Source organism: Staphylococcus sp. HMSC067F07 (genome assembly GCF_001837405.1).
Taxonomy (GTDB): Bacteria; Bacillota; Bacilli; order Staphylococcales; family Staphylococcaceae; genus Staphylococcus; species Staphylococcus capitis.
Window position 1 is genome coordinate 5,986 of sequence record NZ_KV832239.1, and the last position, 13,823, is coordinate 19,808.

At 29.9% G+C, this 13,823-nt stretch carries 18 protein-coding genes and 1 pseudogene; 5 read left to right on the plus strand and 14 right to left on the minus strand.

Features of this window, described 5'->3' with window-relative positions; translation table 11 throughout:
• Positions 1–727: pseudogene (locus HMPREF2706_RS11210) on the minus strand (cell wall anchor protein); the annotation flags it as partial.
• Positions 728–1,794: 1,067 nt separating this feature from the next.
• Here HMPREF2706_RS11210 and HMPREF2706_RS11220 point away from each other — a divergent pair.
• Positions 1,795–2,355 (plus strand): LOG family protein, encoded by a 561-nt coding sequence (locus HMPREF2706_RS11220; protein WP_002455574.1) that lies wholly within the window; start codon positions 1,795–1,797, stop codon positions 2,353–2,355.
• Between the two features lie 174 nt (positions 2,356–2,529).
• Here the strand turns inward: HMPREF2706_RS11220 and HMPREF2706_RS11225 are convergent, their stop codons facing one another.
• Positions 2,530–2,847 carry a phage head closure protein gene (locus tag HMPREF2706_RS11225; RefSeq protein WP_037554456.1) on the minus strand — a complete coding sequence of 106 codons (318 nt, stop codon included), beginning with the start codon at positions 2,845–2,847 and terminating at the stop codon, positions 2,530–2,532.
• Positions 2,848–3,372: 525 nt separating this feature from the next.
• Here HMPREF2706_RS11225 and HMPREF2706_RS11230 point away from each other — a divergent pair.
• From HMPREF2706_RS11230 to HMPREF2706_RS11245, 4 genes are all read left to right on the plus strand, one after another.
• Positions 3,373–4,083, plus strand: coding sequence for a hypothetical protein (locus HMPREF2706_RS11230; protein WP_070862386.1), 711 nt, complete (start codon positions 3,373–3,375; stop codon positions 4,081–4,083).
• Between the two features lie 359 nt (positions 4,084–4,442).
• Entirely contained in the window at positions 4,443–4,964 is a 522-nt protein-coding gene (locus HMPREF2706_RS11235) for a hypothetical protein (protein WP_037554460.1), read from the plus strand.
• Entirely contained in the window at positions 4,957–5,460 is a 504-nt protein-coding gene (locus HMPREF2706_RS11240; protein WP_002455577.1) for a hypothetical protein, read from the plus strand. Before HMPREF2706_RS11235 ends, HMPREF2706_RS11240 begins: the two co-directional genes overlap by 8 nt.
• Before the next feature lie 182 nt (positions 5,461–5,642).
• Positions 5,643–6,131, plus strand: coding sequence for a P-loop nucleotide/nucleoside kinase family protein (locus HMPREF2706_RS11245; protein WP_002455578.1), 489 nt, complete (start codon positions 5,643–5,645; stop codon positions 6,129–6,131).
• A gap of 28 nt (positions 6,132–6,159) precedes the next feature.
• Here the strand turns inward: HMPREF2706_RS11245 and HMPREF2706_RS11250 are convergent, their stop codons facing one another.
• From HMPREF2706_RS11250 to HMPREF2706_RS11300, 12 genes are all read right to left on the minus strand, one after another.
• Positions 6,160–6,570, minus strand: coding sequence for a YolD-like family protein (locus HMPREF2706_RS11250; protein ID WP_002455579.1), 411 nt, complete (start codon positions 6,568–6,570; stop codon positions 6,160–6,162).
• 9 nt (positions 6,571–6,579) lie between these two features.
• Entirely contained in the window at positions 6,580–6,771 is a 192-nt protein-coding gene (locus tag HMPREF2706_RS11255) for a hypothetical protein (protein ID WP_002455580.1), read from the minus strand.
• Positions 6,772–6,849: 78 nt separating this feature from the next.
• Complete coding sequence (locus HMPREF2706_RS11260) at positions 6,850–7,143, minus strand: hypothetical protein (RefSeq protein ID WP_070862387.1); 294 nt, start codon at positions 7,141–7,143, stop codon at positions 6,850–6,852.
• 473 nt (positions 7,144–7,616) lie between these two features.
• Positions 7,617–7,787 carry a hypothetical protein gene (locus HMPREF2706_RS12260; RefSeq protein WP_176746165.1) on the minus strand — a complete coding sequence of 57 codons (171 nt, stop codon included), beginning with the start codon at positions 7,785–7,787 and terminating at the stop codon, positions 7,617–7,619.
• A gap of 6 nt (positions 7,788–7,793) precedes the next feature.
• Positions 7,794–7,973 (minus strand): hypothetical protein, encoded by a 180-nt coding sequence (locus HMPREF2706_RS12265; protein WP_070862388.1) that lies wholly within the window; start codon positions 7,971–7,973, stop codon positions 7,794–7,796.
• A 23-nt stretch (positions 7,974–7,996) separates the two neighbouring features.
• Complete coding sequence (locus HMPREF2706_RS11270) at positions 7,997–8,335, minus strand: sigma-70 RNA polymerase sigma factor region 4 domain-containing protein (RefSeq protein WP_070862389.1); 339 nt, start codon at positions 8,333–8,335, stop codon at positions 7,997–7,999.
• 21 nt (positions 8,336–8,356) lie between these two features.
• Positions 8,357–8,803 carry a spore coat protein gene (locus tag HMPREF2706_RS11275; RefSeq protein WP_070862390.1) on the minus strand — a complete coding sequence of 149 codons (447 nt, stop codon included), beginning with the start codon at positions 8,801–8,803 and terminating at the stop codon, positions 8,357–8,359.
• A gap of 64 nt (positions 8,804–8,867) precedes the next feature.
• Positions 8,868–9,476 (minus strand): hypothetical protein, encoded by a 609-nt coding sequence (locus HMPREF2706_RS11280; protein WP_070862391.1) that lies wholly within the window; start codon positions 9,474–9,476, stop codon positions 8,868–8,870.
• A 12-nt stretch (positions 9,477–9,488) separates the two neighbouring features.
• A complete protein-coding gene (locus HMPREF2706_RS11285) occupies positions 9,489–9,725 on the minus strand; it encodes a hypothetical protein (RefSeq protein WP_070862392.1) in 237 nt (78 codons plus the stop codon).
• A gap of 331 nt (positions 9,726–10,056) precedes the next feature.
• The gene (locus HMPREF2706_RS11290) at positions 10,057–10,425 is read right to left on the minus strand and encodes a hypothetical protein (protein ID WP_070862393.1); all 369 of its coding nucleotides are present in this window, start codon (positions 10,423–10,425) and stop codon (positions 10,057–10,059) included.
• A gap of 11 nt (positions 10,426–10,436) precedes the next feature.
• On the minus strand, positions 10,437–10,904 hold the full coding sequence (locus HMPREF2706_RS11295; protein ID WP_070862394.1) for a hypothetical protein: 468 nt from the start codon (positions 10,902–10,904) through the stop codon (positions 10,437–10,439).
• Between the two features lie 540 nt (positions 10,905–11,444).
• Positions 11,445–13,787, minus strand: coding sequence for a phage/plasmid primase, P4 family (locus HMPREF2706_RS11300; RefSeq protein ID WP_070862395.1), 2,343 nt, complete (start codon positions 13,785–13,787; stop codon positions 11,445–11,447).
• Positions 13,788–13,823 lie beyond the last annotated feature (36 nt).

The window sequence follows — 13,823 nt, forward strand, 5'->3', positions numbered from 1 at the left end:
GTTTTGATGGTTCTGGTTGTGCTGGTTTCTCTGGCTCTTTTTGTGTCGTTGGTTTTGTCGGTTCTGATTGAGTCGGTTGCTCTGGCTCTTTCTGTGTCGTTGGTTTCACAGGTTCTGATTGTTTTGGTTGTTCTGAATCTTTTTGAGTCGTTGGTTTTTCAGAATTTACTTCTGATGGTTTAGTGTCATCCTTTTTTGTTGAACTACTTGTGGCTGTGTTTGCTGTTTGAGATGTATTTACTTTTCTATAAATAAATTTAGTTATACCATCAGAAATTGATGTTCTAAAATGTTGGTACCCAGGAATTTTTATCGGCACTCTTTCAGAGGCAGGCGTTTTATTATCTTCTACTGCATCTTTAATGATATTACCTTGATCATCCAACCATACAGTAACGTATAAGATAGGAACTTCATATGTTCCACTGTCCTCATCTTCGTCAGGATCTTCATTTGGAGTTCCATCAATATAATCATTTAAATTTTTAGATGATTTATGATGAGTCTCATTATTGGAAGTTGATGTATTAGTTTTATTGCTTTCAGTTTGAATAGTTTTAGGTGATGTAGTGCTATTAGTCTTGTTAATTTCTTCAGCTTGAGCGGAACCATTGCCCGCAAAAAGATATAAAGCTAAAGTTAAAGCACTCGCTGTGCCGTAGCTAAAATATTTTTTACTTGGTAAAGATGGAAATTGTTTTAAATCTCTAGGCTTGTTGTTTTTCATAGTTGTAATATCCTCCCAAAATTTTTAAACGATAGCGTTTATCTAACTTATTATGAGTACTTATAATAAAAGCTTATAAAACATTACATAAATACATTAATTCTCCTTCGCATTATCGTTAATTTTATTATAATATATTTTTACGAACTAAAATACTCTAATTACAATAATTACAGAAAATAATAGATAAAAAAACTCCTTTCAGAGAAAATAATCTCTAAAAGGAGTAATAATGACAACCATAATGATTTAATTACATCATTCCTGGCATTCTGTATATACAAAAACAACTATAAATATATGGATAAAACACTGTTAAATCAATGTTTTATGTTTTGATACATACCATTTATTTCAGTTTTTCCATTCCATTATGTCATAATTATGTCATGACAGAAACTACTATTGTACTTATAATATCAGTTTTAACATATAAAATTTTATTCACTCTTTTTTTGGTCTGAAATTATAATAACAGTCTCTGCAAAATAATGAACGACCGAACTTTATGTAAATAAATATAAAAAATACAGGTATTAAAATTGCCATCACAAACGGCGCTATTAATTCAAAAGGTGACTTTGCATAATCTCCCGACATAAACATTCCAAAGATTGACATAGCAGCGAACAATAAAGATATCAGCGCTAGTTTAGATAAACATCCACTAGATCTTTGAACCACCCTACCGGAATTACATCTTGGACAACGACTCCATCGCATTATGTATCACTTCCTTTTATTTTATCTTTATCCTTTTTACAATACAAATTGTGTTTTCTTACAATTTCAAAAAAGAATTTATATATATATATATTATATATCAACATTCACAGTTCTTTATATTCAAGTGTTAAATGTTAAAATTGCAAAAACAACATATTTTTGGGGCAACATATACATATTCATTACCGTATGCGTGAGATACCTATCAATATAGGTGGCCTTGTTTTATAAAACAATTTTTCATATAATTATTACCATGACTAGAAAAACTCGTTTCAAATATCGCCTCAAAAATTGTTCCATCTTGTTTAACATAAAAAATGAAAAAAGGAGTAGTAAAAATGAATATTATAGTCTATTGTGGAGCCAGCAAAGGAAATCAAAAAGAGTATGAAAATAGTGCTATTCAATTAGGGGAATGGATAGCTAAAAATAATCACTCTTTAGTTTTCGGTGGTGGCAATGCTGGATTAATGGGTATATTAGCAAATACTGTAATACATAATAACGGAAAAACAATCGGCGTAATGCCTACTTTTTTACAAGAAAGGGAATTAGCACATGATAAATTAGACGAATTAATAATCGTCGAAAGTATGTCTGAAAGAAAAGAAACCATTTTAGAAAAAGGCGATGTATGTATAGCCTTACCAGGTGGTCCTGGAACACTAGAAGAAATAACGGAAGTTGTTTCATGGACAAGAGTTGGACAAAATGACAATCCTTGTATTTTCTTCAATACAAACAACTATTATTCACTTATTGAACAATTTTATGACCAAATGGTTTCAAATCAATTTTTAACTCAAGAAGATAGAGACAAAATATTATTCTCAAAATCTTTTGAAGAAATCGAAAGATTTATAAAAAATTATAAAGTGCCAAAAGTAAGAACATACTAAAATAAAATTGCTTTATTGTCATCGATCCTCGGAACACACCTATTCATTTAGGTGTGCTTTCTTTATGGACGTAATCAACCAACCGTATACCCGCTTTATCAATTCTCGATGCAACATAAGGCATTTCTCAGAACACAAAAAACCTCTACTCCGTAATAAGGTAATGGTTTAATGTTACATTTCATTTCTATTTGCAAATATCGTTAATGTATAATTTTTACCATCGTCATTTTCGATAGATTCAATCTTATACATATCTCCATTGTATTTAATTTTATGATCTAACTCGATACCCTTACGATAACGAATAATAAATCTTATTGGTACATTTGTGACACTGAATCCCATTGCTTCAAACTCACCTGCTCGCATTGTCTTAATGTCTGCCCATGGTTTAGCGATTTCAGCTTCTACTTCTTCAAATCCACCTTCATCATTCATTTCTTCCGTGATACCAATGATAGATATTCTATTATTAAAATGATATGCCATTTGTTTCACCTCACATATAAATTGTTGAACCTGTTCAACATTTGAAATGGTCCGACGTCGGACTTTTTAGTTACAGACAATTTTGTCCGTTTGCTGTTACTCTTTTTTGAGTAATAGTACGCGCACTTTTTTTGTGTGTACTTTTACATATTGGTTAAACTTTTTTGTCTAACCAAAGCTCATAATTGAGCCGTGTGATTCCTCAACTTTGAGGTCTCTAAATTTTCTAATTGGTCGCCGTGCAACTGTTGCACAACGAAATTCTGATACGTACCACATTTCAAGCGAGCACTCGATTACATCGCCCGTAAGAATTGCTCATAATTATCAAATATCCCACTCTGACATTCACCTTGTGCTGCATCGAGAAATGAATAAACGTATTGTTTGTGCATTTGATGTTTAATAATTTAAATGAAATTGATATAACATTAAGCTAAATAATAAATTACGATAAGATATTCTCATTAATATTTATGAATAGTACAATAGTATTTAAACACTATTATTAAAGGAGAATGTGATATGAAAAAGTTATTCTTTATGTTACTAGCAAGCTTTCTGATATTAGCTGCATGTGGTAATGAAGAAGAAAGTAAACTAGACGATAAGAAAGAAACTAAATCTGAAGATAAAGATAAGGAGACTGATAAAGAAAAAGAATCAGACAAGAAAGATAATAAATCAAATAATAAGGACGAAAAATCTAATGAAGAAGTAGCTAATAATAAAGACAAACCAAATGAAACTTCTCAAGAAAAACAAAAAATGGAAAATAAAAATAATACGCAACAACAAAATCCTAATATAAACAATAATGAAGGGCCTACTCAACAAGGTAATAGACCCTTTGGAGGTATTCCGCCTAAAGGTATGACAAATGAAGAATATCAACTTCTAGAAAACAATATGCCTAATGCAAATAATGTTTCAAATGAAGAATATGAGAAACTATTAAACGAACAAGTACAAAGAATAGCTAATAAAAATAATCACTCAATAGAAACACCAATGGGTACATTTACTCCAAATAATCAAAATGAGAATACAGATCAAAATCAAAAAATAGATTTAAATAAAATGCCTGCTGGTGATTTTTCAACTGAAGGTATGTCGGAAGAAGCCAAGAATAAAATAGAAGAACTCACAAGACAAAAAGATTTTGAAGGATTGTCACAAGAAGAATACAATGATCGTGTATCAGAAATAATGAATGAAGAAATGAACAACAATTAATGGTATCATGCGCTATATATTTTCAGCTTATAAAAGATATAATTTCACTTTTATTTGATACTACATTACAATTTCCCACTCTCACATTCGCCCTGTGCTGCATCGAGAAATAAATTAACGTATAGTTGTTCGTTTGACGTTCTATAATTATGTCCATATTATCATTAAATATAAACAAATTCTTAAATTTTTATATTAATCATAACTTTTTGTTATCACCATTATTTTTTAGATATAGTACAATTAAATCATTATCTTTTTTACAATATCCATTAATAAGTTGCACGAATTTTAATAATTTCAGTTTGAGGCATTGCGTGTGTTTGAATATAAAAAAATTAAATAAGGGGGTATGTAGAATGGGTGTTGGAAATAGTAATTTAGAAATAAAACCTACACTAAGTAATTTACAGTTTTACATAGGTCAAACAGGCAAACCTGAACATGATCCATTGCTAGACTTTTCATTGTTATATGAACACGCAGAATTAGGTATTAAATTCACTTTGAGTGGTTTAGACAAAATTGATAATCCTTATAATACAGATAATGAATTATATTTAATAATTCTATTATACGATAAGGTTGGAGGTATCGGTTTTGATTTACGTAATTTTTGGACATTAAATTTAAATGCCGAAACCATGAAAAAACCTTATGAAACAATCCAATTCACGTTATATAAATTTGAACCTAATAATAGAAGTTACGATTTCACTAATATTTATCAACAATTAAAAGTATTAGTCTTGCCTGAAGAAATTGGTAAAGAAGAAATTGACAAAGATACTTTTATGAATTGGATGACTTGGCCACAACAGAACGAAATTTTAAGTACTAAAATACCTATTTATCATCACAAGGAGATTAATAATGAGTAATTTAGAGCCTGTACCTCACAAAACTTTATTAAACAGAATATATCCAAATGGTGATATTCCAGTCAATTTTATGAATGATACTAAAAATCAAAAAGATGATATAATGGAATTAAATAAAAACGATGAATCCGGAGGTGGCGATATGAACAACTATGTAACTAGAGATGAATTTAATAATGGAATAAAAGAATTCAAAGATGAAATGCGTGCTATGAGAACTGATATGAATAACAACATGAATAGCATCAGAACTGATATGAGCAATAATATGAATAGTTTACGTACAGAAATGAATACTAATTCTAATTATTTACGCAGTGAAATGCAAAATTCTATTAGTAAGTTACCTACTAATTCTGAAGTTGAAAATATTTTACTAAAAAACAATAAAGAATTAGACAAAGAAGCAAAGCAAAATAGAAACACAATTATAGGTTGGACTATTGGTATAGTTGGTTTAGGTTTCACAATTGCTAAAAGTCTCGGATGGCTATAAATTAATAATAAGGGTAGTCCACCTACCCTTATTATTTTTCATCTTAATTGACATACAAAACAACCCACCTATTCATATAAATGAGTGGGGGGTTGTTTGTTAATATAATTTTTCATATAATTAATATCAACACAAGAAGAATTCGTTTACACACTTTTCAAAAAAATCGGAGGTACATAAATTTGAATAATTTAGGAACTTTATATTTTTTCTCAGGAAAAATGGGAGCAGGAAAATCAACTAGATCTAAAGAGATAGCACAAACTGAAAATGCAGTTTTATTGTCTGAAGATGAATGGTTAGAAAAATTATATCCAAATCAAATAAATGATTTTGATGATTACTTAAGTTACTCAAAGTTAATAAAACCATTATTGAAAGAGCACATCCAGCGAATTTTAAAAGTCGGTAGTAATGTAGTATTAGATTTTCCAGGTAACACTAAAACTCAAAGAAAATGGCTATTAAGTGTAGCTTCAGAAATTAATGCAAATCATCAATTAATTTTTCTCAATATAAGTGATGATAAATGTTTGAAACAAATTAATATAAGACGTAGTGAAGAACCAGAAAGAGAACAATTCGATACTAAAGAAACTTTCGAATATGTTTCTAGTTTCTTCGAACCCCCTGAATTTTCAGAAGGTTTAAATATTATAGAAATCAAATAGTTAACCCCATCTTTTCATTTAGGTGGGCTTATTTTATCTCCACAATATCTTTTAAATTCAATACACTCATTCCAGTATCTTCATACATATGTAGTGTTTTTGTATGAACATCTACTTTATGAATATAACCTACTTTATTTTTAATATATCCATTTTCGAAGTAACGCAATTCAATAGATGGGTCGTTATACATTTTGAAAATTAATGTGTTATTAAGCTCATTCAATTGATCGTCGTCTAATATAGGTTTATCTATCTTATTTTGGTCTTGTATGTATTGTTCTAGTTGTTCATATTGTTCCGGCATCGTCTTAAACGCCTGCCACTTAACAATTCCACGCCCTTCTGGTATACGTGAATTTAGATATTCTCTAGGTATTTCTCGGTAATCACTTGTGCATTTATATTCATCTGGTACATCTGGATTGATTGGTTTCATATAATCACCTCAAAAAAATGGAATCGTTTTACTAGCTTTTATAATATCTTTTGTGAAGAAAAATTGTTTACCTTCTCCTGTGTATGCAGGATTTAAAATCATATTCGCTTTGGCATTGTACAACCACTCTGGATTAATACCAGAATTTAATATTTCTTGAAATTCTTGAAAGTTTTTATTCCAATCTAAATTTGGAATCATATAATCACCTCATGAATATAATAGAACACTTGTTCGTGTATGTAAATAAAAAAATAGCCCTTTTGAGGCTAATGCATTTTAATCTGTTTGTTTACCAGCATCAGTTCCAAATTTAAAATACAAACTGATTGCTATTATTGGTAGTAAGTAAAAACCTTTGAATATCGTATAGCTAATTACTAAAATAAGAACTAGTGATAAAAAAGTAAGAACTAAAGTACTTACCAAAGCTATAAATTGATTTCCATCCTCTGACCTCGAAATATTATTTGAATATACGAATTCACCTACATAATTACCTAAAATTATAAATAAGTTTTTAAAAATATAAAAACTACAAACTAAAACTATAATAGTTGCAATAAAGCCCAATTTTCTCTGTCTCCTTTACTTTATATATATTTAAAAGTATATCTTATTTTTTATATTTAGCAACACAAAAAAACAGGGCAAGCACATAAGTGCCTACCCTACAAATATTTAAACGTAGCGACAATATGCCTAACAAAAATTGTAATTATACATTACCACGTTATGTTATTTATTAAACAAAAATAACCACTCCGAAGAGTGGCTGTAATAAATATTTTATGATTATATATTTGCTACTTGGTTTTCTTTATTTTTTAAACGATATGCCCTTTTTTAATCATCTCTCATAAATATCCATATACTAGAAATATAAAAAAATGTAATCATTAATAAATAAATAAAAAACAAGGCAAATGTAAGTATAACTCCAGCATAGTAATAAATAAGATACTTAAATTTAATAGCCTCTACATTAATTGATGAATAAATAACTGTTAGTAGCACTAATAGCAAACTCGTTATTACTATTGTGATTAAAAAGCTTTTAAAACTTTTATTTTTTTTATACTAGAAATTATACTTTTCATAGGTTCTTTATCTTTAAATGTAAAAATTGTAGCCAAAAAAGTTCCAAACAGACCGATACTTATACTCGTAAATACTAATATACTTTCAAAAAGCTTTTCTATATTTATCCATTCCAAAAAATATCACACCTTGTTTACAAATGGTCTATCTTGATAGCGATAAAAATTAATCATTTCATCAAAGATTCTATTTTGCTTCATTATTCTTTGTTTTGATATGTCAATTGGTAATAATGTTTGAACTTTTTGTGCTATTAAGTCCATTTCTTGAATCCTTTCTTGTTCTTCTTGTCTTGCTTTCACCTTAAATTAATAAAAGCTACCTCTTAAGATAGCTTTTCCAATAAATTATTAAACATTTGCCCTATTCTACCTGCAGTCACATTAAATACATTACCAATTTCTTTGTATGAATACCCTTCTGCTAATAATATAAATATAAAATACTCTTTGTCTGTCCCGACTCGCTCGACAATATCTTCTAGTTCATTATAAAAGATAACTTCTTCTATATTATGGTTATCGAAAAGATTTGTTTCTTCTTGATGATTAATTTCAAAGAAATCATCCACATCATCATTATATTCATTATTTAAAACATCATTTTTTTCTACGGTATGGTAGTTAAGTATAAATTGCTTTAATGTCGTTTTGTCATAATACATGTCATTATCACATTCCTTATACTACGATTGCTTGCTAACTCTACTCAAATGAGTTGAATGATATAAATCTTTTTGTAATTTATCAATCGTCTCATATGCCTTTATTCGTCCATGAGAGCGCATATAATCCATGACTTCTTTTTGCTCTTGTTTTGTATACTCACTAATAATCTGTTTCAGTTGATTCATACGTTTAAAACTTTTATTTTTAAACCGTTGTAAATCTTCTCTTTGTTGAATAATCCAAACAACTAATTTTTCTAAAGGATATGAAACCGTAATAACACCACTCACTTCATCGCAAGTCATATGTGATACATTTAAATAATAGCTTTCTTCAATTTGCATCTCTATAGATCTAATTTTACGGTTTATAATAAGTGGATTGTATTTTAGTAACAGTTCATACTCTGAAATTTTTTGTTCTTCTATATAATACAATGTTGATTTATTTTGTTTTAATATCATGGTCAGCCTCCCTGATTTTAAAATAGATTGAAGACGTTGACAATAAAGTCAACGCCTTTAAATACTATTTTTTGCTTGGTGCTAAATTTGGGTAATTAATCATCTTTTTACCTAATGTTTTTTTCTGCAATAAACCAGTAGCTTTTTGCCACATAAAATCACTATAGAATTGTTTCGAATCATAATACTTAGACTTTCCTTCTATGATTGGTTTAGCTACATCATTTATAGATTGCTGATTTGTAATTTCACCAATATACGCCTGATTAAGTTCAATTTTTTCTTTGAGCTCATTAATTTGTTGTTTTAAACTATCATTTTCATTCTCAACCGTTTTGACAACTTTATTAGCCTTTTCTGTCTCACTATTAGTTACTTTCTGTAATTGATCTAGTGATTTAACATTATTCGGTAAATTAATTACAATTTGTCCATTCACATTAGGATTAGTAGCTTTCTCACGTCTTAAATTATCTATCTCATTTAAAGTCAATTCATATTCTTGTGTACTTAAGTTACCTTCTTCCAATTTGTTATACAAACTGTTAATTTTATCTTGATATGAAGTTTCATTATTGATTCGTTTACTTTGACTCACCATGTCTTGTATAACAGTGATATGCGTTGGAAATATTTCTTTTATAGTTGGTCTTTTATTAGTTTTAATTGCCATTTATATCGCTCCTCATTTATACTTTTTAAGTAGATTTCTAATTTTATTTACTGCGCTATGCTCTTTTTGATAATCCATCAATTGATTCACCATGTCCTCAAGTACACTTAATTCTCTAAGTACACTTGTAAGTTGTCTATTCTTTTCTTTATCGACGGAACCCTGTTGTTTCACATCATCAATTTCTTGGCGTATCTCCTTAATCTTACTTTTTACATGATTCCATTCAAATACATTAATATTGCTCATTTAATTCCCTCCTTTGTTTTATTTATAGTTATCCTGTTAACCATATTTATTAAGCCAGCGCAGGAAATGTTGATTTTTTGCTGGGATAGGGGGGGTTATATGTGTAATAAATCGAAATTATTACGGAATCGAAACACCTTCGCCGTTCCCTCTATTTGAAAAAAACAGTAATTTGATTTCAAGGGGGGGGCGTGATAATCCCCATTATATTTGCTTACTTTTCAAATCAAGATAATGTTTATAACTAATCCCTTTAACGACTCTTTCAGATGTTTCACAATATAATAAATAACGTGCTATCAACTTACTGTATATCATCATGCAACATCTCCTAATGTAATAGTGTGTTCATCGTGTCGCTTAACTTCAGTGTCACAGGTAACCAACGTGTATCTGAATCATCAAATGGATTTGTCATAATAGGTAGATCTAGATACATACCATGGCTTGCATAAGTTGTTACATCTGTTCGTTCTAGTTCAAGTTGTTCTGATGTTAGTAAATTACCTACTATATTAATGACTTCCATACTCCACCCATGCCACAACACTATGTTCTCATTGTCTACATGAACGAATGTAAACTCACCTTGATATTCAATATGCAATGATTCAAACAGTTCTTCTAAATCAACAAAGGATACTGCGGTATGGTATTTAATATAGTTGATAATATATACTTTCAATTCATCTTTAGACATGTCATACTCCCTCATGCTTTCACTTTATTAACATTGTTCTTCACATGTTTTATTGGTGATACATAACCTTCGTCTCTCTCGATGTACTGCATACAATTACCTATTCGATACTGATACCAATATGCATCAATGCTACTCATCATATTCAATTGATTAATAAGAAACTCAATTGTCTGAAAGTCTGCTCTTAAGAAGATTGTCATGTGCCCCACACTTGTATAGTTGAGCTTAAGGTTATAACCTCTTAACCATAAAGACAGTAGCTCCATATTCAATTTAGATTGTAGGTGTGCTTGACCTTCACTCGATAAACACCAATCACATGTTATAAAGTCTATTTCTAAATAGTGATACTTGCCCTGTGTTTTATAGATGTGACAAATAGGTTTATTAGCAATTTCTAAATTCTTAATATCATTAAAATTGAGTTTCTTATTATTTAATTTGAATGGATCAGTCGGTATTAAATGGTTTACCATAATTTATTAGTCCTCCTGTTTTGAAATATGTTTAATAAGTTATTTCTATAATCACACGATTTACATTGTTTTTAGTTACTACTGTTCCATATCTATTGCCACTGTTGTATAGGTATCTCATTTTCTTATTCTCCTTTTTGTCCGTTACTTAACTTAGTTCGTGCACAAAAACACCACTTCGTGCACAACATGCACAGTTCATGCTCACCTCTAAACCTTACTCTCACAAGGGGTAATGTACTTTACTGTGCACGAGTGCATCAAATTTCTGAAAAAACTTCTTATATATTAATGCCCTACTTCTTATAGTTATTTGTATATTAACTTCTTTAAAATTGAAAATTCATGCACAGTTAGGACTACAAACCCTGTATTACCAACGGTTTGAAGGTGAGCACGAGTTAAAATATTTCATGCACAGTAACTTTTGTAATTGTGATTAAATGTCTTATAAACGCTGTTATATCAATGAATTTCAGCTGTGCACGAATTTTTGTTTGTTTTTGCTATTTCATGCACAGTTTCATGCACACACCTCATTTACACTACTTTTAAATTTGTGTTCACATAGGAAATTTTTTGTTCTCCGTGTGGTAAAAGTGTAGGTTCGAAATGACCCACTTTTGCTTGTAAATCATTAACTGAATAATATCTAGGTCTTTCAACCTTCCAAGATTTATCAAGATAACGTTCAAAACTTTTACAGAATTTCCTTTCAGAAAGTGCTCTATAACCACTACGTTCACAGAAAACTTTATACTTATAATAGACAACTGTTTTAGGTACTTTATCAATTTTCCATTTATCAAACTCTGTGACTTTAAAATCATATACTGGATCATTGTCTTGAATATATTCTTCTAATAATTCAGCTGATGCTCTAGGAACAATAAACTTATTGAAATTTAAATTTATAGCTTTGTGAAGTACATATTCGAGTACCTTTTTATCAGTAAGGTATTTTTCTTTGATATCTGGATTTTCTTTTGCACCGTTAAAATCTGCGTTAAATGGTACTATTAAAAGCCGTCTGTTTGTCCCACCTGTTTTATTTTTAAATCTAGGCATGCCATTAGTTGATTGAATCACAGTAGTTCTGAAAACAGTTCGATATGGTTGTTTGTTTTTTATATTCACAAGCACAGGATCACCTGTAACTACACTGTTAAAGTTCGAACTATCCTCAATATTCACGCCTACGGGAACATCATCACCAATCACAAGTGTTTTACCTTCTAGCACTCCTAATTTAAACTCTTGGTCAAATTCATTAACTTTAAGACTTGCCACATTATCAAAACCGATTAAGTTAGTAAGCAACGTTTGGAAAGTGCCTTTAGCATTGTTACCATCACCAACTAGGAATATCGCTTTTTTACGTGTATAATTTCCATTTAATGAATCATTAATAACTTGCCATAATAATGTGAATACTTCTCTATCACCACATGCGACTTCATCTAACCAGTTATCAAAAGTCCAACCATTAATTACTGGTGTTTTAGGATTGTCAATATAATTAGTTGAAATCTTAGTAGTAAACACATAGTTAGGTGTAAAAGATTCCAATTTCATAGTTTCTCTATTAAACACACCATTATTGACTGGTATTAAATGTGGTTCATTTGTTTTGTCTACCACGTCTACCATATTAGTTAAATGATAGATGACTTCTAATGCTTTTTTCTCATTGTGTCTAGGTTCTAACCAAGAAATAATACGTTTAATAATTGCAGTATTTTGTGTGTAGATACCTTTTTCACTTTGATACATTGCTAATTTTGTATTTTCTTCTAAATCGAATATCACAAATTTCATTACATCGTTAAGCAATATAGCACATCTATTTGTGCCAATTGTTTGTGGTGGTCTACCTGATGCTTCACCATTTTCTTTCGCTTTCTCAAATTCAGCTTTCATAAATGCTAATTCTTCTTTACGAATCAGTGATATCGTATATCTAAGCGATTGCCCTGTTCCTCTCGAATTAGGCTCATAAATTGTTTCTTGATTAGCTATAGCTGTATCTAGTTCATTATTACCCCAAGTTGAATTTCCACGCTTTTCATCCCATTTATCAGTAAGATTATTGTATGTTAAAAAGATACTTTCCATTTGCGACTTATCTCTACCAGTATAAAATGCCAATACTCTTAACAAGCTTTGCACAGCTTCACTAGGGCTATCAAAAATACCTTCATACTCACCAGCAAGCAATTTTTTATATTTACTTTTTTTAGTCATCATTCTTACAATTTCATCATCTGTAAAAATACTGCTACCAGTTTTAGCAATTCTTATATTTTGCTTTTTAGGTTCTGCTTTAAAGAATCGTTCTACTAAATTATCAATCACGCCTTGATCGTCGCTAATTTCTGAACCTCCGATAGTGTAACCAGTAAATGTCATAAATCTACTAGTATGATACAGCTCTATATCTAAATCAGTACGCTTACTTTTCCTGTTTTCTGGTAATGTACCTTTGAAAAAGCAATGTAAACCTGTACCACTTGGACTTAATTCACAGTATGTGAGTTCTGTCATTTCAAGTCCTAATTCTGTTTGTAATTGATGTGTTTCAGCATCTACAGCGTTATCTATATCAAGACAAATATATTTACTTTCTTTGCTTAATATAAAACCTATACCATCGTAACCATTACTACTATCATAAAGTGAATAAACATCTTGAAAGTTACTCCAAGTATCTTTATTCGTTGAGCTAGCTTTTACACCATTTACTTGATAAGGTACTTTTTTGTATTCTTGACGGCTTTCGTTCCATTCAGCACGCCACAGCCCCCATTGATTCAATTGTTTAAGTTCATTCGGTATTTCCAATTCATTCACATCTATTATTGAATCTTTGGTTTTTATAGCCATCAAATCCCCCTCTTGTTGTTTTTGTAGATACATAAC

What these genes read in the sequence shown, in the direction of transcription:
- HMPREF2706_RS11225 (WP_037554456.1), bottom strand. Translation starts at nt 2,847, where the DNA reads ATGGCATATCATTTTAATAATAGAATATCTATCATTGGTATCACGGAA.
- HMPREF2706_RS11295 (WP_070862394.1), bottom strand. Translation starts at nt 10,904, where the DNA reads ATGGTAAACCATTTAATACCGACTGATCCATTCAAATTAAATAATAAG.
- HMPREF2706_RS11300 (WP_070862395.1), bottom strand. Translation starts at nt 13,787, where the DNA reads ATGGCTATAAAAACCAAAGATTCAATAATAGATGTGAATGAATTGGAA.
- HMPREF2706_RS11275 (WP_070862390.1), bottom strand. Translation starts at nt 8,803, where the DNA reads ATGATATTAAAACAAAATAAATCAACATTGTATTATATAGAAGAACAA.
- HMPREF2706_RS11285 (WP_070862392.1), bottom strand. Translation starts at nt 9,725, where the DNA reads ATGAGCAATATTAATGTATTTGAATGGAATCATGTAAAAAGTAAGATT.
- HMPREF2706_RS11235 (WP_037554460.1), top strand. Translation starts at nt 4,443, where the DNA reads ATGGGTGTTGGAAATAGTAATTTAGAAATAAAACCTACACTAAGTAAT.
- HMPREF2706_RS11255 (WP_002455580.1), bottom strand. Translation starts at nt 6,771, where the DNA reads ATGATTCCAAATTTAGATTGGAATAAAAACTTTCAAGAATTTCAAGAA.
- HMPREF2706_RS11250 (WP_002455579.1), bottom strand. Translation starts at nt 6,570, where the DNA reads ATGAAACCAATCAATCCAGATGTACCAGATGAATATAAATGCACAAGT.
- HMPREF2706_RS11240 (WP_002455577.1), top strand. Translation starts at nt 4,957, where the DNA reads ATGAGTAATTTAGAGCCTGTACCTCACAAAACTTTATTAAACAGAATA.
- HMPREF2706_RS11290 (WP_070862393.1), bottom strand. Translation starts at nt 10,425, where the DNA reads ATGTCTAAAGATGAATTGAAAGTATATATTATCAACTATATTAAATAC.
- HMPREF2706_RS11220 (WP_002455574.1), top strand. Translation starts at nt 1,795, where the DNA reads ATGAATATTATAGTCTATTGTGGAGCCAGCAAAGGAAATCAAAAAGAG.
- HMPREF2706_RS11270 (WP_070862389.1), bottom strand. Translation starts at nt 8,335, where the DNA reads ATGTATTATGACAAAACGACATTAAAGCAATTTATACTTAACTACCAT.
- HMPREF2706_RS11280 (WP_070862391.1), bottom strand. Translation starts at nt 9,476, where the DNA reads ATGGCAATTAAAACTAATAAAAGACCAACTATAAAAGAAATATTTCCA.
- HMPREF2706_RS11230 (WP_070862386.1), top strand. Translation starts at nt 3,373, where the DNA reads ATGAAAAAGTTATTCTTTATGTTACTAGCAAGCTTTCTGATATTAGCT.